Here is a 24472-nt window from a genome sequence, read left to right on the forward strand (position 1 = left end):
CTACCGAGATCGAAGTTGTGCACCGAAAACATGCGTTCAGAGTGCACAACCTCGATCTCGGCGGAAGGGCTACAGCGTCGGGAGCTTGACGACCTGGCCGGCGTAGGACAGGCCCGCACCGAACGCGAGCAGCAACGCGGAATCGCCCGGCTTCACCTTGCCGGTACGTAGCAGTTCCTCCATGGCCAGCGGGATCGACGCGGCCGACGTGTTGCCGGTCTCGGCGATGTCGTTGGCGACGGGGGTCTCCTCGGGCAGGTTGAGACTCTTGGCAAGCAAGTCGGTGATGCGGCTGTTGGCCTGGTGAGGAACGAAGGCGTGTACTTCGTCGGCCTTCATGCCTGCGACGTCGAGCACCTTCTGCGCGGCCTTGCCCATCTCGAACGCGGCCCACCGGAACACGGAGATGCCGTTCATCTTGATCCAGGGACGCTCTGCGTCTGCCGTGGTGATGTAGTCGTACCAGTCGATGGTCTGAACGATGGCGTCCGACTGCGCACCGTCCGAACCCCACACGACCGGTCCGATCTCGGTCTCGTCGCTCGCTCCGACCACCACAGCGCCCGCGCCGTCGGCGAAGATGAAGCGCGTCGTCCGGTCGTACGGATCGGTGGTGAGACTCAGCTGCTCGGCGCCGATGACCAGCACGTGCTGCGCTGTACCGCCCTTGACCAGGTCGGACGCGACGGCCAGTGCGTAACAGAATCCTGCACACCCGGCGCAGATGTCGAACGCCGCCGGGCCCTTGGTGCCGAGTCCGTGTGCCACCTTCGCAGCTGCCTGCGGGGTCAGCTCGAGATGCGTCGACGTCGCAACGATGACGGTGTCGATCTGGTCCGCCGCGAGTCCGCTGGCCTCGAGGGCTTTCTTGCCTGCGGCGATGGACATCTTGACGACGTTGTCCTCGGGATCGGCGAAGCGCCGGTTCTTGATTCCCGAACGCGTCTGGATCCACTCGTCACTCGAGTCGATGAACTCGCAGATCTCGTCGTTGGTCACTACCCGCTCGGGTCGGTAGACACCCAGTCCGAGAAGCTTGGACTGCCGTCCCTGCGTCGTGCTGATCGCACCCATCTATGGTTCCTCTCTTGGCTACCGCGCCATCGCCGGGCTTCCGGGTCTTGGGCTGCGGGCTCGGTCACACGGTAACGTGCCCAGTCCTGCGGTGTTCACACCAGTTCGGCGATAAGTGCTGCGACCTCGGCGGGTCGATCGATCATCGCGTGGTGATGGGCATCGTCGACCGTCGTGAACCGTGCGTTCAGATATCGCGCGAGTCGCTGTTGTTTTCGTACCCACGCGCGTCCCCACGGGGTGGGCCTGCCGGTGTGCGCTGCGGCCACGATCGTGGGCGCGGAGAACGATGTTCGACGACGGATCCCGTTCAATTCCGCCGCCATGTCGGGGTAGACGAAATTCTCGATCATCGCCGCGCGCAGGTACGACGGGGTGCGATAGATCTGCCGCACCCAGTCGTACGTCTCGATCGGGATGCCGTCGGGTGGAATCGACTGGTTCAGAATGCGTCGGACCGTCGGTCCGAGGAGGTACTGCACCCCGCTTCTCGACGCCACCGCCGCCAGCAGGTGGGCAGTCTCGAGACGTATCCGACGCGGAACCACTGCCCACGGGTCGCGTTCGGCGCTGGAATCGAGCAACAGCATTCCCGACGCGCGGTCGGGATGCAGTCGAGCGAAAGCCTCCGCATAGAAACCGGCAATCGAGTGTCCGACGACCACTGCCGGCTCCCGGATCTCCAGCGCGTCGAGGACTCCGAGAATTCGCGAGGCTTCTCCCGTCACACTTGGAGACTCGTCTCGTGGCAGCGGCTCGCTGAGCCCGAATCCTGGCCGGTCGAACACGACGACGGTGTGGAACGGGGACAGGATGCGGGCGCAGTCGTCCCAGTCGAACCAGTTGCCACCGAGCCCACCGCACAAGACCACCGGCGGTCCGCCTCCCTCGACGACTACATGGGTCTCCAGACCGTGAACCGTCACGAACTTTCCCGGTGGTTTCATGTGAAACATCTACTGCCGGGGTTTGGCGAGCGGGAACGCGAGCGTCTCGCGGATGCTTCCTCCCGTGATGAGCATGACGACGCGGTCGACGCCCATGCCGAGACCTCCGGTGGGCGGCATGCCGTATTCGAGAGCTTGCAGGAAGTCCTCGTCGAGCGACATGGCCTCTTCATCACCACCGGCTGCGAGCAACGACTGCTCGGTCAGACGCTGACGTTGATCGACGGGGTCGGTGAGCTCGCTGTACGCAGTGCCGAGTTCGACGCCCCACGCGACGAGGTCCCATTTCTCGGCGACACCTGGAATCGAGCGGTGCGGACGCGTCAGCGGTGACATCGACGTCGGGAAGTCCTTGTAGAACGTCGGGAATTCGGTGTAGTCCTCGACGAGGTGCTCGTACATGCCCTGAGCGACGGCGCCTGCGTCCCAATCCTTTTCGTACGGAATGTCGTTCTCGTCGCACAGCCGCTGTAGTTCTTCGAGTGAGGTGTCCGGTGCGACGTCGACGCCCAGCTTCTCCGCTACCGAACCGTGCAGAGTCTTGACCGGCCATTCGCCGGAGATGTCGATCTCGATCATCTCGCCGTTCGGGCCGTCGGGCCGCAGTACGATCTCACGTCCGTGCGCAGCGACTGCTGCTTTCTGAATCAGTTCGCGGCACAACACCATTGCGCGTTCGTAGTCGCTGTGCGCCTCGTACGCCTCGAGGATCGTGAACTCCGGGTTGTGCTTGAAGTCCGCGCCCTCGTTGCGGAACACACGTCCGATCTCGAACACCTTGTCCATGCCGCCGACGCACAACCGCTTGAGGTACAACTCGGGCGCGATGCGCAGGTAGAGGTCCAGGTTGTACGCGTTGATGTGCGTGATGAACGGTGCTGCGTTGGCGCCGCCGTGTACCTGCTGCAGAATCGGGGTCTCGACCTCCATGTATCCGCGGTCGGACAGTGAATCCCGCAAGGACTTCACCACGTTGCTGCGCGCGGTCATCAGATCGCGAGCCGATCGGTTGATCGCGAGGTCCACATAGCGTTGGCGCACACGGGATTCCGGGTCCGTGAGCCCTTTCCACTTGTCCGGCAACGGATGTAGGCACTTCGCGTTCATCCGCCAATCGGACGCGAGCAACGAGAACTCGCCCTTCTTGCTGCGGCCGATGGTGCCACTCACTTCGATCAGGTCGCCGAGGTCGAAGTCGGAGTCGAACGTATCGAGCCTGTCACCGACACGCTCCCGATCGAACAGCACCTGGATGTCGTCGGTCCAGTCGCGGACGACGGCGAACGCGACCCCGCCGTAATCGCGGATGCGCAGGATACGACCGGCGATCCGCACCGACGTGCCCTGCGGTGCGGTCAAGGCTTCGGCGACGGAATGCGTCGGGGGGTAGGCGACGGGATAGCCTTCGACGCCTGCCTGGCTCAGACGATTCAATTTGGCGATGCGGACGCGTACTTGATCGGGACGTTTGGGGCCCGTCGTCGTCGGCTCGTCGTCGTCGAGTGCGGCAGGACCGCTTCCGTCGGTGTGGATGTCCTCGCTACCGGCCAGGGCAGCGGGCACCGCGACGTGGCTGCCGGTGTGTTTGCGTGCGCGTCGGAAACTCGGGAGGGTGAGGAAGCCTTCGGCGATCGCCGACGCGATGCCGACCTTCGGAAGCTCGCGGTTGTCGGCGAAGCAGAGGTAGCGCGGTTCCCATTCGGGTTGGTACTTCACGTTGGAGCGGTACAGCGCTTCGAGTTGCCACCACCGAGAGAAGAACACCAGCACCGACCGCCAGATCCGCAACACCGGACCGGCGCCGATCCGGCTGCCTTCCTCGAACACCGCCCGGAACACCGCGAAGTTCAGCGAGATCTTGCTGATGCCGAATTGATCTCCGCCGGTGGCCAATTCGGTGACGAGCAGTTCGATGACTCCATTGGGGGACTGCGGATCCCGTCGCATCAGATCGAGCGACACTCCTGTACGACCCCACGGTGCCAGCGACAGGACCGCGACGGTCTTGTCGTCCTGGCGTGCCTGGACGAGCAGGCAGTCACCGTCGAGCGGGTCGCCGAGACGGCCGAGCGCCATCGAGAATCCACGCTCGGTCTCGGTGTCGCGCCAGGCGTCGGCGCAGTCGATGATGTCGGCCATCTCCGGTGCGGGAATGTCTCGATGCCTGCGGATTTCGACGGTCACGCCTGCCTTGCGTGCCCGGTTCACGGCCTGCCGGACCGGCCGCATCTCTCGGCCGTTCAGGTTGAACTGCTTGGTGTAGAGGATGGCTTCGTCGCCGAGTTCGAGGACGTTGAGCCCTGCTCGTTTGAATGCCGTCGCGCCGGTTTCGCTGGCGCCCATGACGGCGGGTGACCAGCCGTACTTCTCGGCGAGCTCGAGCCACGCGTCGATGGCGTGCGGCCATGCTTCGGGGTTGCCGATCGGATCGCCGCTGGCCAGGCATACCCCGACCTCGACGCGGTACGTCACCGCAGCCTTTCCGCTCGGTGCGAAGATGACCGCCTTGTCGCGTCGGGTGGCGAAGTATCCGAGGGAGTCGTCGGCGCCCCATTTGTCGAGGAGGCCGCGCAGGGCCGATTCGTCGCGGCCGGTGAGCGCGTTGCTCGAGCGCTGCGAACGGAACAGCGTGACGACGGCGGCCAGCAGCGCGAGAGCGCCGAACAAGCCGAGCAGAGTATTGACGAAACCGTGTGGCCGCCCGCCGAATTGCTCGTTGTCGACCGTCGCCAGCGCGGTGACGCGGTTGAACGCCCACAGGAATGTCTGGCTTTCCGGCAGTGTCCCGGGGAAGAGTGCGACGAGTGCCCATCCGACCAGGGTTCCGATGACCGCGCCGAGTATCAGGACCCCGAGGGCTTTCCATGCGGCGCCGCGTCGGACACGGGTGTAGAACTCGCGCCTGGACGCGATGAGGATTCCGATGACGACGAGGTGGACGCCCAACGCGATCCAGGAATCGACTTCTTTGGTGTCGATGCCTTCGGCGATGTTCGTGAGCGCCAGCAGAATCAGATAGATCGTCAGCAGCCACCACGCGATGCGCTTGCGACTGGCCAGCGCGGCCGCGAGAAGTCCGACGACGAGAGCCCACGCGAGTGAGGTGTCCGGGGCGTCGAAGTAATAGGTGTCGACGTACTCGCGTGGCGCTCGGATGACGACACGAAGAGCAGGCGACAGACTCCACAGGAACACGAAGACCGCGAACACACCCAGGATCAGCCCGGCGATGTGCGGAACCTCGCTCAGCCGCCCGTGCGCAGGCGGTACGAACGAACGCGGCGCCTTCTTCTCCGCGTCCCGCCCGTGAGTGTCCGACGCCTCCCGTGACACCGATGTGCTCGTCACTGCTCACTCCTGCCGTCAGTGCTGCCAGTTACCTCAGGGCAACGGTAGCGCTGACGGCCGACATGAAGTGATCATTCGGTCAGACGATGTACAGGCGTGTGCTTGCCGATCATCGCGAGTGCGGTCTTCAATCCTCGACGTTTTCCGGTCTGCGGGTCGACGCCGAACACTTCCTTCATACCGCCGCGAATACGGAACTTGAGTTCCGACGACGTCTCGGGTGCATTGTCCGACGTCGCCGACAGGAACCGGTTGGGCAGCGACAGTTTTAGAATGGTCCGCAGCGTCTGGCCGTACTGCTGTGCGAGTGAACCCGTCGTATAGGGCAGATCGTACTTGTCGCACAGGTCGCGAATCTTGACCGCGATCTCCGCATACCTGTTGCTGGGCAGATCCGGGAACAGATGGTGTTCGATCTGGTAGCAGAGGTTTCCGGTCATGAAGGCGAGCGTCGGCCCTGCGTGGAAGTTGGCGCTGCCGAGCATCTGACGCAGATACCACTCGGGCTGAGTCTCGGTTTCGTATTCCTCCAGCGTGAACTTCTCGGCGCCGTCCGGGAAATGACCGCAGAAGATGACGGCGTACGTCCAGTAGTTGCGAATGAAGTTGGCCGTCGCATTGGCCGTCAGCGTCGACTTCCACGCCGGGCCGGTCAGCAACGGGAACAGGATGTAATCCTTGCCGACCTGCTTCCCGATCTTGCGTGCGACGTCGACCGCCATGTCCTTCTTGTCCGACCACTTCACCTCGCCCGTGCGGAGCTTGTCCGTCTCGAGGTGATGCAGCGCGACGCCCCACTCGAAGAACGTCGCCAAGAGCGCGTTGACCAGGGGCTGTGCAAAGTACTTGGGGTGCCACTTCTGGTCGCGGGTGATGCGGAGGATGCCGTAGCCGACGTCGTTGTCCAGGCCGACGATGTTGGTGTACTTGTGATGCGTGAAGTTGTGCGAATGCTTCCAGCCCGACGACGGGCACGTGTTGTCCCACTCCCAGTTACTGGAATGGATCTCCGGATCGTTCATCCAATCCCACTGGCCGTGAATGACGTTGTGGCCCAACTCCATGTTCTCGATGATCTTGCCTGCCCCGAGCAGCGCCGAACCCAGCACCCACGCCGGCTTCTTCCTGCTCGCGAACAGCACCACCCGACCGGCCACCATCAGAGACCGTTGGAACGTGATGGTCCGCTGGATGTACTTGGCATCCCGCTCACCACGTGAGTCCTCGACATCGCGTCGAATCGCATCGAGTTCCTGGCCGAGGGCTTCGATGTCCGCCTCGGTCAGATGGGCGTACTCCTGTATGTCCGATATCGCCATGCTTCCCCTTCATGTGCGGATACGAGCGTCTCTGTGGCCCCCGTCACCTACCCAACGGTACGGACCTCTAACCTCGGCGTCGACCGATTCGTCGATCGGGTTCTTCGGAGGCGGCCTTTTCCGGGAGGCAGCCTTCTTCCGGAGCGAATGTGACATTTGGTCACTCTGAGTGACCGAGGGCCGCCCTCGCTCCCGTCGGGTGTACCGGGATTCCGGAGCGAATGTGACATTTGGTCACTCTGAGTGACCGAGGGCCGCCCTCGCTCCCACCCGGGCCGTCCGACCGCACACCGAATCGAGTCACCCTGCGCGCCTTGTTTATCCACAGTTTCCACAGGCGCCTGTGGGATTTGCGCGAACTTGTCGGACCCACCATGTTCTATGCGCGCATGAAACGTGGAGATTGGGCAGACGACAACTACAGCGCACTGCGTGCGAAGGCGAAGAACCAGGTGATTCGGACGTCCGTGTTGCGGGCAATGGGGGTGGGAGCGAAGACCATCGGAGACCGAACGTCCGGAGGTCCGTGGCAGCGGATCCTTCCGGGATTGGTGGTGTTGCACAACGGTAGGCCGACTGTGGCTCAGCGCCAGACGGCTGCGGTCATGTACGGGGGATCCGACTCCATGCTGACTGGGCGAGCCGGCCTGAATCTGCACGGATTCGGGACGAAGTTCCAGGCCAACGACGTCGGCTTGCTGATACCGCATCGACAGCACAGGAAGGACGCGTCGTTCGTCGTGGTCGAACGCACGTGGCAATCTCCGGAAGCGACCACGATATCCGGGCTGCCGGTCGCTCCCTTGAACAGATGCCTGCTGGACGCGGCACGAAAGATGGTCGACGAGAAGGCGTGCACGGCGCTCGTTGCCGAGGTCCTGCAGAGAGGTGCGGCTGACGTCGACACACTGCTCGAGGAGCTGGACACCGGTTGCGGGCGGGGAAGTGCGATGCCTCGACGGGTTCTCCGTGAGCTCTCGACGGGTGCGCATTCGGTGGCTGAAGTGGAGGCGCGCGAGCTGTGCAGGTTGGCTGGTCTGCCTCGAATGGTGTCCAACTGGGTGATTCTGTCGGAGTCGGGGGAGTTCATCGCGATCGCCGACGACTGGGAGGACACCGTCGCGTTCGCCCTGGAAGTCGAATCCTTCGAACATCATTCGTCCCCGGTGGCCTTCGACGAAACGTTGCAGCGCCGAGCGAAAATGCAGAACAACGGCATTGTGATCGCCGCGGTCACGCCGCGGAGCATTCGCAGCCAACCCGAGGTGGTGACGGAGCACATCCGGTGCGCCTACCAGCAGGCCAAGCAGCGACCACGGCCCAACGTGCGCGCAATTCCGCTGGCCCAGTGGCGTCAGGAGGCGTCATAGATCCAGATCATCTGGCGTCCCGTCTGGCTCGGAGTCGTGATCGGGTGGTCGACGACGCGAGCCAGCCGGTATCCCAGACGGCGCGGAATCGCCTGGCTTCGTAGATTCGCCGCGTCGCAGTGAATTTCGACGCGCGAGACGTCGTGCAGTTCGAGCGCGATATCGGTGAGCGTCGACGCTACCGCGGTCATGATCCCGTGGCCTTCGGCGTCGGCGGTCAGCCAATATCCGAGTTCGAGCCAGTCGTCACCGCGCCGGTTCAGTCCTGCTTTGCCGAGCGCGTGGTCCGTCGCAGCGTCGAGGACGAGGAAGTCGTAGGCAGTTCCGCTGTCCCATTGGCGACGAGTGTCGGCGATCCGAGCCTGTTGCGCCTCGACGTCGGCCGCCTCGACGACGGCCCACTCCATCCACGGTGCCAGTCGCGGGATGTTCGACGCGATCGCATCGGCGACGACCGCTGCGTCGTCGGCGGTTTCGCGACGCATCACCACTCCGTCGAGGTCGAATCGGTCGGGTGGGGTCTTCATGTGAGCAGTGTTCCCGACGGGCGGCCGTCTGCACGAGCGATTTTCTTCGCCGACGCGAACTGCTCGCCGGGTGAGCGAGGGCGGCCTTCGGTCACTCTGAGTGACCACATGTCACATTCGGTCCAGACTGGGGGTGGACCCCTAGGACGCCCGCCAAGACCGCCAGGTCAACCCGGACACGATGATGGCCGGACCCTGGGGCTTCGCGGAGGCGTACTGGTCGTATTTGGCCACCAGGGCGTCGATGGCGACGGACCCGTCGGGGGTGTCGACGTCGACGATTCGGGCCGACCCGCTGGCCCGTATCCACCAGAGCTCGGTCCAGTCCTCGTCGTAGTGGTCGACGATGAGGCTGACGGCTGGGTCGGCGCGGATGTTCTCGAGCCGCCGGAGCTTCTGGGTGCTCTTGGGCTTCCAGTCGATGGCGGTGACGATGCTTCCGTCGGCGACGGCGAAGACGATGGGCACCAGGTGTGGGGTGCCGTCGGAGTTGACGGTGGACAGCTGTGCGCGTCGGGCGGTGCTGAACTGCCCGATTTCGTCGTCGATCTTCATGAGGACTTCCGGGCGGTCATGCTCCGACACTGTCATGCGGACTCGCTGCGTGCACGGTGTCGGCGCATCAGGGCTTCGAATTCGGACGCGTTGACCGGGAGTCCGAGGAGGTGCCCTTGCCCGCATGTGACATCCATGTCGGTACATGCGTCGAGCTGTTCGGCGGTTTCGATGCCTTCGACGACCGTGTCCATGCCCAGCTCGTGAGTGACGGCGACGACGGCTGTGCACAGCGTGGACATCGTGCGGCTGCGTTCGACGTCGTGGCTGTCGAGGTGCTGAGTCAGAGACCTGTCGATCTTGAGGATGTCGACGGGGAGCGTCGCGAGGCGTTCGAGGGACGAGAATCCGGATCCGAAGTCGTCGATGGCGACGAGCACACCACGTCGTCGGACTTCCGTGAGTTGTTCGACGACGGCATCGACGTCGTGCAGCGACGTCGATTCGGCCAGTTCGAGTACAAAGTGACCGGGTGGGATTCCGAACCGGTCGACGACGCCGATGACGTCGGTGGCAAGGGTGCCCGCGGCGAAGTGCAGGGGACTGACGTTGACGCCCACCTGGACGTCGATGTCGCGGTGCCGCCACGCCGCCATGGTTCTGCCGACCTCGTCGAGCACCCAATCGGTGAGCGGGATGATGAGATCGGACTGCTCGGCGAGCGGGATGAAATTGCCCGGCAGCAACAGCCCGAGATCGGGATGATTCCACCGGATGAGGGCCTCGGCACCGATGATGGTGTTCGACGCCAAGTCGACGATCGGCTGGTAGAGCATCTGCAGCTCGTGCTCGCTCATCGCGGCGCCACGTAGCCGATCGAGGATGTCCAGGCGAGCGCGGTTGCCGTCGGGCAGCTCTTCGGAGAAGCCCTGATGGTTGCGCGCAGGGCGGGGCTCGGCAGGTTCTCGGCGCATGCTCCCCCCTAGTGGCCGGTCGGCCACTCAAGAGAATAACCCCAAAGTCCGGTTTGACGCCACAAACAAAACCAATTCCCCGTTTCGAGGCGCGCTATCTGTCCGTCACGAGCGTCCACCCACCCGCGTCGGCGCGCGCGTTCCGCTTGTAGATGCACGTCGGCGTAATGCGTCACCAGCAGTGCGTCGCCGCCGACGCGAGAACCTGCATGACCATGGCGACGCGAACGCGGCCATGCACGGGTGCGATGACGTCGGCCAATGCGGTTCGTTGTCCCATGCAGATCCCCTTTGTGTACGGCATACCACAATGAATTAGGCAAGCCACACTATAAGCACAGGGGCGGGGCGAACGGGGCAGCTAGCCGGTAGTGGAACCGCGCGCGACGACCGACCACTCGGCCTCCGGGATCGACGACAGCGTGCCGAGCACCCACCCCGCGGCGTGGCGACCCTGGTCGTACAACGACTGCGCGACCGTCGTGAGCCCAGCCGCTTCCGCGGCCTCCGAATCGTCCCACCCGGTCACGCCGTGCGCACCGGCGTCGAGAGCGCCGAGCGCCAAATCATCACTCGTGCACAGGATCACATCCGCGTCGAACTCGCGTAGAAGTGCGTGAGCTGCCGTCGCGCCTTCCGTCCGTGCATTCGTCGCCGCGAATGCCACCGGTATGTCCTCCCACCGAAACCCATATTCGACGACCGCTCGCCGGTACCCGGCAAGGCGGGAAGCTGTCACCGGGAAGGTGGCGTTCTCGGGTTCGGGTCCGAGGACGGTGTCGGCGATTCGGTCGCGATCGCGCGGGAAGCTGATGATCGCGGGTCGCTGCGCGCGTGCGAGTCCGATGGTGCCGATGGCGTGTGCGGCTGCTTCGTCGTCGATTCCGATGAATTCGATGCCGGGATGGATCGGCCCGCCTTGTATGCACGCGGGTTTGCCTGTGGCGGTGACGATGTCGAGCACGGGGTCGTCGACGACGGTTGTCCAGAGGACGAAGCCGTCGACGTGGGCGTCGCGGATGCGGGTGAGGTCGACGCCGATGCGGGAGTTGGGGAGTAGGACGAGTCCGGTGTCGGTGTCGAGGCAGGCTTCGGCGATGCCGGAGAGGAAGGCGCGGGCTTCGGGGTTCTCGAACGAGTAGGTGAGCTTTTCGGTGAGTACGACACCGAGGTTGTTCGTCTTGCCGCTGCGCAGTGAACGGGCGGCTCGGTGCGGTCCGGTGTAGCCGAGCAGGGTTGCCGCGTCGAACACGCGTTGCCGGGTGGCGTCGGAAACGCGGGTGGGTTGGTTGTAGCTGTACGAGACGCTCATGGTCGACACCCCGGCCGCGCGGGCGACGTCGGCCATGGTCGGGCGGGTGCTCATGGTGTCAGGGTAGCGACTGTCGATGAGTTGTGTAACGATACACAGCATGCCTGGATCGACCGTGTTGCGACTGGTCGTGCTCGCTGCCGCCGCATTCGTCTACGTGACCGCCGAGACGTTGCCCATCGGCCTGCTTCCGGAAATCTCCGCGGACATGGCCGTCAGCGAATCGAGCGTCGGCCTGCTGTTGACCTTCTACGCCTACGGTGTCGCGGTCATGACGATGCCGCTCATCACGTTCGTTCGGCGATGGCCGCGCCGACGAGTCGTCGTCGTGACGGTCGCAGCGCTCGCCCTCTCGCAGCTGCTGTCGGCCGTTGCCGTCGGATATCCGATGCTCGTGCTCGCCCGCATGGTGTGCGCGGCGACGCACGGAGTGTTCTGGGCGGTCGTCGCTCCGGTTGCCGCGTCGCTCGTGGCTCCGAACATGAAGGGCAAGGCCATCGCGACCGTGTACGCCGGGACGTCGCTCGCCCTCGTCGCCGGCAATCCGCTGACCGCGGCGCTGGGCCAGTGGCTCGGGTGGCGAACAGCCGCCGCGTGTATCGGGGTGGTCTCTGCGGCGATCGCGGTGACGCTGTTCTCGGTTCTGCCGAAGATGCCGGTGAACGGACCTGCCCGGAAGTCGAGGTCGCGGGTCCTCGACCGATCGCTCGTAGTGATTTGTGTCGCAACGTTTCTCGCGGTTCTCGGCCACTTCATCGCGTACACGTACTTCTCGCTCCTCGTCGACCGTGGCGTCGGGTCGATCGGAACGACTCTGACGCTGATGCTTCTGCTGTACGGACTGTGTGGCGTCGTCGGGATCTGGATCGTCGGGAAGACGTTCGACCGCTGGCCTCGGCGCTCGACGATCGTCTCGCTGAGCGTCGTAGCCGCGGCTCTGCTTCTGCTGTGGTCGACGTTGCAGTCCGCGCCGGGTTCGCTCGCGGTACTTGCCGTGGTTGCAATCGGCCTCTGGGGTCTGGCGTTCACGACCGTCCCGGTGTGCCTGCAGTCGTCGGTGCTGAACACTCCGCGTGCCGACCCCGACCGCGCGTCGGCGATCTACGTCGTGTCCTTTCAGGTCGCCATCGCATCCGGCGCTCTGGTCGGAGGTGTGCTCATCGACCGCACCAGCATCGCGGTGGTCACGTTCATCGCTATGGCGCTGATCGTCGCGGCGCTGGTCACGGTCCTCGGGGCGCGCGGGGTGTTCCGGGGGTCTTCGGGTGGACCGAATGCCGCCCTGGCCCCGGTCGGCCCGGCGCCGGCAGGCCCACCCAGGTGACCGAATGTCACCTTCGGTCACTCTGAGTGACTGGATGTCCCCCTCGCTCCCACCGGCCCCACCTCCTCGGCCCCCCAGGTGACCGAATGTCCCCTTCGTTCACTCTGAGTGACTGGATGCCGCCCTCGCTCCCACCGGCCCCACCCCCGGCACCACCGAAACCCCCGGCCCCGAAACCCCCGCCAACCCAGGAGAACCCCCGACCAACCGCCCGACCAACCCGCCCAGCAGGCCGAGGCCGTTGGTCGACAGCACCGACTCCGGGTGGAACTGGATCGACTCGAACCCCGGACCCCGCAGGGCGTTGACGTACCCCTGGTCCGCTGAAACGGTCACTCCTGCAACGTCATCGGGCACAGCCGCGAAGGTGTTGTAGAACCCGACGGTCCGTTCCTCCCCGAACACGCGGACGGTCTTCTGCACACCCTGCTGCGGACGGGGCAACGCGACGACATCCAACCCCACCACGCGCGCGAGAATCTGGTGGCTCAGGCAGATCGCCAGCAACGGCAGACCACTCGAAAGCCTTTCGCGCACAATTGCTTCTGCCCGTGCTATGCGCGCAGACGACACGCAGGACGGATCACCCGGACCCGGTCCGCACACGAGAAGGTCGGCGTCACAACCGTTGAACTCCTCCCATCGCACCACCGTCACATCCATGCCCAGATGTCGAAGCTGGTGCGCGATCATCGCCGTCCACTGATCCTCGAAGTCCACGACGACGGCGGTCCCGCGCGAGCCGACCTCTACGGAAAACTGCGAGTCCAGCCAGAACGACGCCAGCTTCTCGTTTCGCCTGGCCAATGCGTCGGAGACCCCTGGAACATCGGCCAACCGAATCGCATCGTCGAAGGAAGGCCTTCGCGCCTCCACCCCCAACGCCGCCAACACTCCGCCCAGCTTCGAACGCGTCTCGGCCACTTCGTGTTCCGGAACCGAATTGCGCACCAGCGTTGCGCCGGCGGAGATCTTCAAGACACCATCCGGCGAGATCTCACACGTACGGATCAGGATCGGCGCATCCACGGTCGACACACCGTCGCGGTTCTCGAACAACGCCAGAACACCCGAATAGTAACCACGCCCGGATGTTTCGTACCGCTCGATGACCCGCGCGGCGTTCTCGATGGGTGAACCGGTGACTGTCGGCGCGAACATCGTCTCGCGCAGGATGTCTCGTGGATCGAGATCACTGTCGCCGACGAGTTCGTACTCGGTGTGCGTCAGGTGGCCCATCTGCTTCAACCGAGGCCCGACGACGCGTCCGCCGCGGGCGCAGATGCGGCTCATCATCTTCAGTTCCTCGTCGACGACCATGAACAGCTCGGCGTTCTCCTTCGCGTCACCGAGAAATTCGAGGACGCCGTCACCGGACGGCCCGTCGACCGGATGCCGGTAGGTGCCGCTGATCGGGTTCATGATCGCGGTGCGGCCGTCGAAACCGACGTGTCGCTCGGGCGTCGCACCGACCAATGTCACGAGGGGAGTGTGTACGAAGAACGTCCAGTACGAGCCGGATTCGCCGAGCAGGAGCCGTCGAAAGATCTCCAGGCCCGCATGCAGGTCGTCGTCCAACTGGGCTCTGAAGTCGCGCCGAATGACGAAGTTCGCACCCGCGCCGGTGCCGATCTCGTCGGCGAGCACTCGCGTGACGATCGACGCGTACTCGTCGTCACCCGGTTCGAATCGGCCGTCGCGCAGCGACAACTCACCCGCCTCGACCGCCTCGAGAACCTCACCGACACCAACCCGCACACGCTCCGACACCCGCAGACACTGCAGCAATGCCCCGTCGTCGTGACAGGCGAAGCCGCGTTCCTGAATCTGCCTGAACGGGACCAGCGCAAGAACATCACCATCGAGTGGGACATCCGCCAGGGACGGCACCGATACGACATTGCCGACGAGCACGTCCACCCCGTGCTCACGCGCGATCAACGCGAACGGTTCGGAACCGGCCAGAGCACTTCTCAACAGATCCTTCATCGAACACCCTTCTCGAAAAAATGCTCTCGAGAAAGGCACAAAAAATGGCCGCCTCGAGAGGCGGCCACGGCAATTGATACGCGAAGTGGGCGCCTAGGAGCGCCACCACCATGATCCTGCTACGGACATCGATGCGTACATGTCGGGTTACTGTACACATCTTCGACCGGCTATCGTCACCGGTGGTCGTCACGGACGGTCACGTGACGTGCGAGGGAATCCGGTGAGAGTCCGGGACTGACGCGCAACGGTGTCCACGCCTGCATGGGTGGGAGTCCGATCGCTCGCACTTCACGGCGTACATCCCGCGGCTCCGCGTCACGAGCCCCTAGTAGGAAGTTCTGCCCTCTCCCATGAACACCCGCACACCACTCTCGATCGCCGTGCTCACCGCTGCACTGGTCCTCACTGCCTGTTCCAGCGCCGAGGACACACCCACGGCCACGACGGACGGCAACTCCACCTTCCCGTTGACGATCTCCAACTGCGGTCAGGACGTCGTCATCGACGCACCCCCGCAGCGTGCGGTGTCCCTCAACCAAGGTTCGACGGAGATCCTGCTCAGCCTCGGGCTCGCGGATCGCATGGTCGGCACGGCAACGTGGACCGACCCCGTGCGCAGCAACCTTGCGTCCGAAAACGAGAAAGTACCGAGGCTGTCCGAGAACAAGCCGTCGCTCGAGGTCGTCCTCGACGCCGAACCGGACTTCGTCTCGGCTTCGTTCGGCGGCACACTCGGTCCTGGCGGCGTCGCCGACCGCGATCAGTTCGAGCAACTCGGCGTCCCCAACTACCTGTCGCCGACGGATTGCAACGGCAAGACCGACGAGAGCGTCAATTCCGACGGCGCCCGCACCGAGCCTCTGACGATGGATTCCGTGTACCAGGAGGTCCGAGATCTCGCCGCGATCTTCGACGTCCGAGAGCGCGGTGAGCAGTTCGTCGCCGAGCTGCAGGATCGCTACGAGGCTGCGTCCGGATCGGTGAATGCGCCGGGCGCCTCGCTCGTCTACTGGTTCGCCGACACCGCGACGCCCTACATGGCCGGATGCTGTGGGTCGTCGGGCATCATCACCGATTCCGTCGGTGCGGAGAACATCTACGCCGACACGACCGACGAATGGCCGCAGGTCAGTTGGGAATCCGTCGCCGATCGCAATCCGACGGCGTTCGTGCTCGCAGACCTGAGTCGTCGCACGATCGCCGGTGACGCCCTGGACTCCAAGATCGAGTTCCTCGAGACCAACCCGGTGACGCAGCGCCTGCCTGCAGTGACCGGTAAGCGGTACATCGTCGTCAACGGGGCGGATCTGAACCCGTCGATCCGAACCGTCGACGGCGTCGAGAAAGTCGCGACGGCGCTGCAGGATTGGGGCCTGGCGAATTGACACCCGGTACGACGGTTCAGCAGCGGCAGAGTGTTCTCGCACCCTTGCTGATCGTCGGTACCGCCGTGCTGGCGTTGTCGATCGCGCTCGCCATCACGATCGGCCCGGCGAACTTGTCGGTGCTCGATGTCTATCGGGTGGTGTTGCAGCACCTCGGGTTCGGTGATTCGGGCGTCAGTCGGATCAAGGACGGCATCGTGTGGGAGCTGCGGCTTCCGCGCACTTTGCTGGCGGCGATCTGCGGTGCGGGACTTGCGTTGTGCGGTGCGATCATGCAGTCGCTGCTCCGTAATCCCTTGGCGGACCCGTTCGTTCTCGGGATTTCGTCCGGAGCGTCGACGGGTGCCGTGCTGGTCGCGGTTCTCGGTTTCGGCGGCGGAATGCTGTCGTTGTCGACGGGTGCGTTCATCGGCGCTGTGCTGTCGTTCGTGCTGGTCATGTTGTTGGCCGCGGGTGCAGGCGGTGGGACGGACAGGGTCGTGCTCGCCGGAGTAGCAGGGACGCAACTGTTCTCGGCGTTGACGTCGTTCATCGTGATTTCCTCTGCAGATGCAGAACAGACACGAGGGGTTCTGTTCTGGCTGCTGGGGTCGCTCGGTGGCGCCGACTGGACCGACGTCGTGATGTGCGGAAGTATCTGTGCCGTCGGCGTTCTCGTGTGTCTGTTCCACGCATCGGCGCTCGACGCCTTCACTTTCGGCAACGACGCGGCCGCGTCGCTGGGTGTGTCGGTGAAGTGGATTCGAATTCTGCTGCTCGTCATCACCGCGCTGATCACGGCAACGCTCGTCAGTGCCGCGGGCGCAATCGGATTCGTCGGGCTCGTGCTGCCGCACGCGGCACGGTTCCTCGTCGGGTCGCGTCATCGACGCTTGTTGCCGACGACCGTGCTCGTCGGCGCGATCTTCATGGTGTGGGTCGACGCCGTCGCCCGCACGTTGTTCGAGCCGCAGGAGATTCCGGTCGGTGTGGTGACCGCACTGGTCGGTGTCCCTGCGTTCGCGGTGATTCTGTTTCGGATGCGGAGGACCGGATGACGATACGCGGCAAAGCAATTCGATGGACACGCTCGTCGCACACCATTCTGGACGGCGTGGATTTCGAACCCGTGAAAGGCGAGACCGTCGGGCTGATCGGTCCGAACGGGTCGGGGAAGTCCTCGCTGCTGCGGATCCTCGCCGGCATCGTGACGCCCGACCACGGCTCGGTGACGCTCGACGGCACGGGCATGGACACGCTCAGGCGCAAACAGATCGCACGACGCGTCGCGATGGTCGATCAGCATTCGACCACCGATGTCGACATCTCGGTGCGAGATGTCGTGCGGCTCGGCCGAATTCCGCATCACGGGCTGTTCGGCGGCGACCCGGCAGCGGACGATCGTGCGATCACGAGTGCGCTCGAGAGCACGGGAATGGCGTCGAAGTCGCATCGGTTGTGGCACACGCTGTCCGGAGGTGAACGTCAGCGCACGCAGATCGCGCGGGCGTTGGCACAGGAACCGACCGAACTACTGCTCGACGAGCCGACCAACCACCTCGACATCCAGCATCAGCTCGACATCCTCGCGTTGGTAGCCGAGCTGCCGCTGACCAGCTTCATCGCCCTGCACGACCTGAACCTGGCAGCGATGTTCTGCGACCGCATCGTCGTACTGCGCGATGGCGTCGTTGTCGAGACAGGCACGCCCGCCGACGTGATCACCCAGGACCTCGTGCGGGATGTCTACCACGTGCACGCCGACGTCGGTCTCGACGAATCCGGTACGTATCCCCAGATCACATACCGCAAGCGGCACGTGCACGAAAATACATAGAGGCCTATGTATTTTCGGGCACGTGGGGCGAAGCCCCCTACTCGCCTCTCGCCCTCCGCCGCTGCTCCTCGGCGCGGGCGCGGCACTGACGCAAGAATTCCTCGTCGGCCTCCGGGCTGGTCCCGACGGCTCGGCCGGGGCGAGTGTCGTATTCGGGGTACGCGGAGTTGCTGCGACTCGGCACTCCGGCACCGCCCCAGATGCCGCCGCCGATCGGGCGTCCGGCGACCAGCCACACGATCGACCCGGCCAGCGGAACGAACACGACGAACAGCAGCCACATCGTCTTGGGCAGGTACCGGATTCCGCCTTCATCTGCCGTGACGACGTCGATGAGGCAGAACACCCACAGGATCATGATGATCAAGCCGAGGTAAGGCACCGTTCCTCCTGATTCGACAGACCGGGCGGTCTTTTGCCACGCAAACCATACAGGGAACTCTCAGGAACCACAGCCCGCAGCAGGCACTCCCGCGAATCGGTCACGCATGAACGCCAGCCCGACACCGAAATCCGTCGCAGCAGGCGCCAGATGATTGACGCCCAACCTCCCGGGGACCAGCGGCAGCTCGTTGACGTAGAGCGACACCGACGCCCCCCGGGAGCACCAATCGGCAACGAGCTGCTGCGCCTGACCCGTCGGGATGAAGTCGTCGTTGCGCGCCGAGTTCACCAGGACCGGCGCGCTCGGCGTTCCGTTGCCGATGCGCTGGTCGTCGAACACGCGCCGCACGATCGGGTCGTCACCGATGACGTCGGCCAGCGGACGGCCGTCCTTCGTCCACGATGCCGTCGACGTACCGCCGAATTCCCGACGCGCTTCCACGAGGCACTGCGTCGACACCCGGTTCAGTACCTCTTTGCCGCGATCGTTCGAGGCCGCGTCGACGACAGCTGCAAGCTCGGGGTAGCGCGCCACGAATCCGTTGATCGCGAACCCGATTGCTGCCGTCAGCCCGGTTCCGTCGATGTGCCGCAGGACCGCGTCGAGATCCGCGGGCGGAGCGCTGGCGTACGTGCCCGCGACATTCAGCTCGGGTGCATAATCGCCGACGAGTTCCGCCGCGGATGCCGCGGCCCCGCCGCCTTGCGAATGCCCCCAGAATCCGACGGGCCCGTCGTGCCCGGCCAGCTCGAGTGCCGCGCGAGCTCCATCGATGAGAGCATGCCCCTGCTCGATGCGATTGACGTACGTGTGAATTCCTGGCGTCCCGAGCCCGACGTAGTCCGTCACCAGCACCCGAATGCCCTGCGTCAGGAACGCGACGGCGAACGCGCCCTCGTAGTTGATCGACGTACTGCCGGTGCCCGGGTCGTATTGCCCGCCCGTCGGGAATTGGCGCGACGGCGCGCACTGGTCACCTTGGCCTTGTGTGCCGGGTCCGATGACGACCGTCGGCGTCGGGCCGCCGGAGTAGGGAACCGTCGGCTCCAGATAGGTGCCCGTGACGGCCACCGGTGATCCGTCGGCGAGGGTCGAAGAGTATTTCACACGTTGCGCCACACCGGGGAACTGACCCACCTGGCCAACGAACGAAACAGGTTCCGCCGCAATCACAGTCCCCGCCTCGGGAGGAATCGCCGACGGTTCCGCGTAGAAATCCGGCGCCGCATGAGCAGGAACACCGAACATCGACAGGCCGAGCGCCACCGCCAGTACGATCCGAACGCGCATGTAATCCCCTATTTCTCGATGACCCGAGCCAAGAATTCGACCAACATTCGTGCACTGACCCTGCGCGGCAGCGACTCGATCCCCGCCAGGATCGACGCCATGTCCAGCTCACCGTCCCCTGTGACGCCTGCGGCCTGGAGTGCGGAATAGACGTCGTCGCTGGACAATCCGACAGCCTGCTCTTCGGTGACGGTACCGTCGGAGAACAACGTCGCCAGATCCGCCAGTGCCGCAGGCGGTTCGGCGGGCCCGAGGCCGCGGACCTCATCTGCCGCCGACACCAACGCGGCCACCAACTCACCCTGCACCTGCACGGTCGCCGGGGTGACGGTCAGATGTGTCGTGCGCGGAAGTGTGGTTCCGTCGGACTGCGTGAGCGACGGCTGTGCCTGCAAGGAAAAGCCCCGTCGTGCAACGGCATTCAACCACTGGTGTGGATCGACCGGCGGTGGGGACAAAGGATCCGGTTCGACCGCGAACAACGGCCCCACCGGGTCCCCGAACACCCGCAGGCCGGGAACGGCGCGAATCGCCGCGATCAATGCGGTGGTGGAATCGCGCATCTGTGACGTGAGTTCGGCGAACCCGTCGTCGCCGAGATAGGTGACGATCGCCCACGCCGCCGCCATCGAGGACACCGACCTCGAGCCGAGCAGCGTCGGATTGACGACCGGATAGCCTGGCCACGCCGTGAGCCCGAAGTACTGGTGTCGGTGACGATCTCGGCCCTTGACCAACAGCAGCGACGCACCCTTCGGCGCATAGCCGTACTTGTGCAGGTCCGCGGACACACTCGTCACGCCCGGCACCGCGAAATCCCATGCGGGCAGCTCACCCCACCACGGGAGCGCGAGTCCACCGATGCACGCGTCGACGTGCAGTCCTATGTCGTGATCGAGCGCCACCGACGCCAGTTCCGCGATCGGATCGAGCACGCCGAAGGGATAATTCGGCGCCGAGGCGACGATCAGTACCGTGTCGTCGCGTACTGCTGCAGCGACGTCGACGGGATCGGGGACACCCGACGACGGATCCACCGGCACGACAACGGCTTCCAGGCCCAGTAGATGTGCAGCCTTGTGAAAGGCGGCGTGGGCCGTCGACGGAACGACGATCGATCCGGCTACGCCCGTCGCGGAGTCACGTGCACCGAGTACGGCGAGGATGCAACTCTCGGTTCCTCCCGTGGTGACGTTACCGACCACCGTGTCGTCCCCGTGGAACAGTCTGCGGCCGAACGCAACCAACTCACCTTCCATGATCGCCGACGACGGGAACACGGTCGGGTCCAGGCCGTTGACGGACTGCACCTCACGCGCTGCTGCGGCAGCGAGTTCGTCGAGCTCGGGGAGTCCGCTGTCGTAGACGTAGGACAGGATGCGACCGCCGTGCGTCGGAGCGTCGTGCTGTCGTAGTGCGCGAAGGCGGTCGAGCACCTCGTCGGGTTTCATACAGCGGCCTCCTGCGGGACTCGGAAATGCCGCAGAGCGGCGAGGCTGACCAGAACCAGAACCCCCGGTATCACCGAGCATCCCATCACGATTCCCGGAACGACCGAATCCGGCTGCACGACAACCTCGTCGGTGCGCGACGATCGAAAGTCCACGAACGCGAGCATCAGCAGGAAGATCGCAGGCCCGAGCGCTTGACCACCTGTTTCGGCTGCCGTCCACACCCCGCTCAGTGCGCCGGCGCGGGAGCGGCCGGTGAGTGCGGCATCGTCCTCGACGGTGTCCGGCAGCAGCGCCAACGGGAACACCTGCATGCCCGCATACCCGACACCGGCGACGGCTGCGGAGATGTAGACCCACGATCCCGGAGACCACAGCGTTCCGACGAAAGACAGTGCAGCGCAGACGAACAGAAGCGACGCGACGACGTATCCGAACATTCGGCCGTACCGCAGCCCCAGGCGATACCACGCGGGCATGACGAGCAGAGCGGGCCCGACGACGGCGAGGAACAATCCGGTGAGTGCCGACTCGTCGCCCAGCACGTACGTCGCGAGGTACTGCGCACCTGCCAACAGGATCGCCACCGCGAGCGCCTGAACGACGAACACGATCAACAGATTTCGGAAACTGGGGGTCGACCGCACGGCGCCGAGACCCTCGCGGTACTGGGACCAGATGCTGCCTGTGACGTCGCCTGCGCGCGTGACGGACTTCTCGTGCGTGAAGCGGACCGTCACCACCATTCCGACTCCCATGACGAGCGCGGCGGCGACGGCCATCAACAGGTAGCCGCGTGGTCCACCACCGGCGGCGTCGCGCACGGCCGGGCCACCGCCACCGACGAGAAGAATCGCCGCGGCCAACACCGCGATACGGACCGACACCAGGCGTGTCCGGTCCGTCGACCGTGTGAACAACTCGGTCGGCAGCGCGATGTACGGGACCTGGAAGAAGCTGTATACCGTTGCGGCAAGCAGGAAGAACACGAAGACCCATACGGCCGGAGCCAGACCGACGGGAGGTGCGAAGGTCAGCACGAACAGGATGGGCATCGCCACCGCACCGAACAGCATGCCGCGGGACCGCGAACCCGTCGTCGCAGATCGCCTGTCGCTGAGCGCACCGACGAGTGGGCCGAGCGCGACGTCCCAGATCTTCGGAACGACGAGAACGAGCGACGCGATGGCGGCCGCGACGCCGAGTGTGTCGGTGAGGTAGTAGGCGAGTACGAGTCCGGGGAGCGCAGCGAAACCGCCGGTACCGAGGCTGCCTGCGCCGTAGCCGGCGGTCACGAGGCGATCGGTCACTCGGTCAGACTAGAGGCCCGAACCCGACCGGAACACGGTTTCGATCATCGTGAATCAGGTGTTTACGAAGCCCGTCCCTGCGGTACTGACCTCTCCAGGAGATACAGCCGTTGGGAGGGCATGTGGGTCTGCAACAGCTCGAAGCCATGGTGCAGGAAACCGTCACCGCCGGGGAACCGTTCGAGTACGGCGCGGACGAGTCGGAACTGAACTATCTCGCCTCGCTCGCGGCCCGTCCCGGTACGCAGCTCATCTGTGAAGTCGGGTTCAATGCCGGCTTCTCGAGCTGGGCGTTCCTCGGGGCTTCGCCGTCGACCGTCGTGTACTCGTTCGATCTCGCGAACTACGCCTACAGTGCGGCGGCGAAAGCGCACATCGACGAACTGTTTCCCGGACGGCACACCCTGATACAGGGTGACTCGCATTCGACCATCAGGGAGTTCGCGCAGAGCTTCCCGGACATGCGTTTCGACGTCGTCTTCGTCGACGGCGACCACTCGCTCGAGGGTGCCCGCGCGGACCTCGCGGACCTGAGGGCGCTGGCCACCCACGAGACCGTCGTCGTCATGGACGACATCACTCCCTGGCTCTGGTTCGGCGAAGGCCCGACGCAGGCATGGCAGGAAGCGACCGTGTCGGGATCGATCGTCCACACGAATTACTACCGCGACGGCGAGCCGGTCGACGTCGTCGAGCAGCCGGCCAGCCGCGCGTGGGCCGAAGGCCGCTATCCCGCCTGACGCAAGCCGATCACTGCTGCAGACAGCGGTCGATCGCGTCGATGCCTCGGTCCAGTTCGGCCTCGGTGACCGTCAGTGCAGGCCGGAAGCGGACGGCTCGTTCGCCGCATCCGATGACGAGCACATGTTCGACGGTCCGCAGGTCGTTCAGCAGTCGGTCGCGGGCTGACGCGTCGGGCATCGTGAAAGCGCACATCAGACCGCGTCCCCGTACTTCGGTGACCGCAGAATGTCGAGAAGCCAGCTCGCGCAGCCGATCGAGAAGATGATCGCCGACGACCGAAGCCCGCTCGACCAGCTTCTGCTGTTCGACGATCTCCAGAATTCGACGCGCACGCACCATGTCGGTGAGGTTGCCGCCCCACGTCGAGTTGAGGCGCGACGCGACGGCGAAGACGTTGTCGGGCACTTCGTCGACGCGTCCGCCGGCCATGATGCCGCAGACCTGGACTTTCTTTCCGAACGCTACGACGTCGGGTGAGAGCCCGAGCCCTTGGAACGCCCAGTTGGTCCCCGTCAGCCCGGCGCCCGTCTGCACCTCGTCGACGACGAACAGCGCGTCGTATTCATGGCACAGATCCTGCAGCGCACGAAGGAACTGTGGCCGGAAGTGGTTGTCGCCGCCCTCGCCCTGAATGGGTTCGACGATCGCGCAGGCGATGTCGTGAGGATTGGCCTCGAACGCCAGTCGCGCCGCGGCCAAGGCGTCGGCCTCCAGCGCGTCCATGTCCGCGTCGGAGGAGATGAACGGCGACGGGATGCGCGGCCAGTCGAATTTCGGGAACCGCGCGACCTTGATCGGGTCGGTGTTGGTGAGCGACATCGTGTAGCCGGTCCGGCCGTGGAACGCGTGCTCGAGGTGCATGACCTGCGTACCGAGTGACGCGTCCACCCCGTGAGCTTCGTTCCAGCGGGACTTCCAGTCGAAGCAGACCTTCAGCGCGTTCTCCACTGCCAGCCCGCCGCCTTCGACGAAGAACAGATGCGGCAGGCGGGGGTCACCGAGAACGTGGGCGAACGTGTCGACGAACCGAGCCATCGCGACCGTGTAGATGTCGGAGTTGCTCGGCTTGTTGACCGCGGCCTGCATGAGGTCGGCGCGAAACTTCTTGTCTCCGAGCAGTCCTGGATGGTTCATTCCCAGCGCCGACGACGCGAAGAACGTGAAGAGGTCGAGGTACTCGGTCCCGTCACGCGCGTCGACGAGGGTGCAGCCGTGTGAGGCGTCGAGATCCAGGACGATCTCGAAGCCGTCGGCGAGCATGTGTCGACCGAGGGTGGTGTGCACGTCGTGGGCGCGGATCTCTCCCCGCTGTAATACCTGCGTCATGAAATCAAGATACGCGTCAAAATTCCGTAATCAAGCGTGAATCGTAGGAAAAAATTCGGTGAGGCAGGATGTCGACTAAGTTC

General features: G+C 64.8%; 20 protein-coding genes. 6 read left to right on the plus strand and 14 right to left on the minus strand.

The genetic code is table 11. The features are described 5' to 3' along the window. Nucleotides 1-69: 69 nt before the first annotated feature. The 4 genes from CHB96_RS19365 to CHB96_RS19380 all read right to left on the minus strand — a co-directional run bounded on the left by CHB96_RS19365 (nucleotide 70) and on the right by CHB96_RS19380 (nucleotide 6688). Complete coding sequence (locus CHB96_RS19365) at nucleotides 70-1074, minus strand: beta-ketoacyl-ACP synthase III (protein ID WP_089249275.1); 1005 nt, start codon at nucleotides 1072-1074, stop codon at nucleotides 70-72. Between the two features lie 95 nt (nucleotides 1075-1169). Beyond that, complete coding sequence (locus CHB96_RS19370) at nucleotides 1170-2030, minus strand: alpha/beta fold hydrolase (RefSeq protein WP_089249277.1); 861 nt, start codon at nucleotides 2028-2030, stop codon at nucleotides 1170-1172. Next, on the minus strand, nucleotides 2031-5270 hold the full coding sequence (gene lysX / locus CHB96_RS19375; RefSeq protein WP_217899968.1) for a bifunctional lysylphosphatidylglycerol synthetase/lysine--tRNA ligase LysX: 3240 nt from the start codon (nucleotides 5268-5270) through the stop codon (nucleotides 2031-2033). Nucleotides 5271-5440: 170 nt separating this feature from the next. Next, nucleotides 5441-6688: a fatty acid desaturase family protein gene (locus CHB96_RS19380; protein ID WP_089249281.1), complete on the minus strand. Its 1248-nt coding sequence runs from the start codon at nucleotides 6686-6688 to the stop codon at nucleotides 5441-5443. A 389-nt stretch (nucleotides 6689-7077) separates the two neighbouring features. On the opposite strand from CHB96_RS19380, the gene CHB96_RS19385 reads away from it, so the two are divergent. Further along, on the plus strand, nucleotides 7078-8058 hold the full coding sequence (locus CHB96_RS19385; protein ID WP_089249549.1) for a hypothetical protein: 981 nt from the start codon (nucleotides 7078-7080) through the stop codon (nucleotides 8056-8058). Here the strand turns inward: CHB96_RS19385 and CHB96_RS19390 are convergent. The 4 genes from CHB96_RS19390 to CHB96_RS19405 form a co-directional block, all read right to left on the minus strand. Further along, nucleotides 8043-8585: a GNAT family N-acetyltransferase gene (locus tag CHB96_RS19390; RefSeq protein ID WP_089249283.1), complete on the minus strand. Its 543-nt coding sequence runs from the start codon at nucleotides 8583-8585 to the stop codon at nucleotides 8043-8045. The two genes, CHB96_RS19385 and CHB96_RS19390, sit on opposite strands and share 16 nt — an antisense overlap. A 141-nt stretch (nucleotides 8586-8726) precedes the next feature. Then, nucleotides 8727-9140, minus strand: coding sequence for a TIGR03668 family PPOX class F420-dependent oxidoreductase (locus CHB96_RS19395; RefSeq protein WP_089249551.1), 414 nt, complete (start codon nucleotides 9138-9140; stop codon nucleotides 8727-8729). Between the two features lie 32 nt (nucleotides 9141-9172). Continuing rightward, the gene (locus CHB96_RS19400) at nucleotides 9173-10054 is read right to left on the minus strand and encodes an EAL domain-containing protein (RefSeq protein WP_089249285.1); all 882 of its coding nucleotides are present in this window, start codon (nucleotides 10052-10054) and stop codon (nucleotides 9173-9175) included. 361 nt (nucleotides 10055-10415) lie between these two features. Then, nucleotides 10416-11420 (minus strand): LacI family DNA-binding transcriptional regulator, encoded by a 1005-nt coding sequence (locus CHB96_RS19405; RefSeq protein WP_089249553.1) that lies wholly within the window; start codon nucleotides 11418-11420, stop codon nucleotides 10416-10418. A gap of 46 nt (nucleotides 11421-11466) precedes the next feature. Here CHB96_RS19405 and CHB96_RS19410 point away from each other — a divergent pair, with 46 nt between their 5' ends. Continuing rightward, nucleotides 11467-12690, plus strand: coding sequence for an MFS transporter (locus CHB96_RS19410; RefSeq protein ID WP_089249287.1), 1224 nt, complete (start codon nucleotides 11467-11469; stop codon nucleotides 12688-12690). A gap of 99 nt (nucleotides 12691-12789) precedes the next feature. Here CHB96_RS19410 and CHB96_RS19415 read toward each other — a convergent pair whose 3' ends face one another. Further along, nucleotides 12790-14679, minus strand: coding sequence for a chorismate-binding protein (locus CHB96_RS19415; RefSeq protein WP_089249289.1), 1890 nt, complete (start codon nucleotides 14677-14679; stop codon nucleotides 12790-12792). A 353-nt stretch (nucleotides 14680-15032) separates the two neighbouring features. On the opposite strand from CHB96_RS19415, the gene CHB96_RS19420 reads away from it, so the two are divergent. From CHB96_RS19420 to CHB96_RS19430, 3 genes are read left to right on the plus strand one after another with little or no spacing between them, the layout of a single operon-like run. Then, entirely contained in the window at nucleotides 15033-16067 is a 1035-nt protein-coding gene (locus CHB96_RS19420; protein ID WP_089249291.1) for an ABC transporter substrate-binding protein, read from the plus strand. Further along, nucleotides 16064-17104 carry a FecCD family ABC transporter permease gene (locus CHB96_RS19425; RefSeq protein ID WP_089249555.1) on the plus strand — a complete coding sequence of 347 codons (1041 nt, stop codon included), beginning with the start codon at nucleotides 16064-16066 and terminating at the stop codon, nucleotides 17102-17104. The genes CHB96_RS19420 and CHB96_RS19425 overlap by 4 nt, the downstream gene beginning before the upstream one ends. Beyond that, nucleotides 17101-17883, plus strand: a complete 783-nt coding sequence (locus CHB96_RS19430; RefSeq protein ID WP_089249293.1) for an ABC transporter ATP-binding protein — start codon at nucleotides 17101-17103, stop codon at nucleotides 17881-17883. Before CHB96_RS19425 ends, CHB96_RS19430 begins: the two co-directional genes overlap by 4 nt. 37 nt (nucleotides 17884-17920) lie before the next feature. Here CHB96_RS19430 and CHB96_RS19435 read toward each other — a convergent pair whose 3' ends face one another. Genes CHB96_RS19435 through CHB96_RS19450 form a run of 4 tightly spaced genes read right to left on the minus strand, consistent with a single transcriptional unit; the run spans nucleotide 17921 to nucleotide 22319 of the window. Continuing rightward, nucleotides 17921-18265 carry a PLDc N-terminal domain-containing protein gene (locus CHB96_RS19435; RefSeq protein ID WP_089249295.1) on the minus strand — a complete coding sequence of 115 codons (345 nt, stop codon included), beginning with the start codon at nucleotides 18263-18265 and terminating at the stop codon, nucleotides 17921-17923. Between the two features lie 60 nt (nucleotides 18266-18325). After that, a complete protein-coding gene (locus tag CHB96_RS19440) occupies nucleotides 18326-19558 on the minus strand; it encodes an alpha/beta fold hydrolase (RefSeq protein ID WP_089249297.1) in 1233 nt (410 codons plus the stop codon). 8 nt (nucleotides 19559-19566) lie between these two features. Continuing rightward, nucleotides 19567-21009 (minus strand): pyridoxal phosphate-dependent decarboxylase family protein, encoded by a 1443-nt coding sequence (locus CHB96_RS19445; RefSeq protein ID WP_089249299.1) that lies wholly within the window; start codon nucleotides 21007-21009, stop codon nucleotides 19567-19569. Further along, nucleotides 21006-22319, minus strand: coding sequence for an MFS transporter (locus CHB96_RS19450; protein ID WP_245865901.1), 1314 nt, complete (start codon nucleotides 22317-22319; stop codon nucleotides 21006-21008). The genes CHB96_RS19445 and CHB96_RS19450 overlap by 4 nt, the downstream gene beginning before the upstream one ends. Before the next feature lie 122 nt (nucleotides 22320-22441). Between CHB96_RS19450 and CHB96_RS19455 the strand changes: the two genes are divergently transcribed. Then, on the plus strand, nucleotides 22442-23059 hold the full coding sequence (locus CHB96_RS19455) for a class I SAM-dependent methyltransferase (RefSeq protein WP_089249301.1): 618 nt from the start codon (nucleotides 22442-22444) through the stop codon (nucleotides 23057-23059). 10 nt (nucleotides 23060-23069) lie between these two features. Here the strand turns inward: CHB96_RS19455 and lat are convergent, their stop codons facing one another. After that, entirely contained in the window at nucleotides 23070-24389 is a 1320-nt protein-coding gene (gene lat / locus CHB96_RS19460; protein ID WP_089249303.1) for an L-lysine 6-transaminase, read from the minus strand. Nucleotides 24390-24472: the final 83 nt, after the last annotated feature.

It is taken from the genome of Rhodococcoides kyotonense, from assembly GCF_900188125.1.
In the GTDB taxonomy this organism is placed as follows: Bacteria; Actinomycetota; Actinomycetes; order Mycobacteriales; family Mycobacteriaceae; genus Rhodococcoides; species Rhodococcoides kyotonense.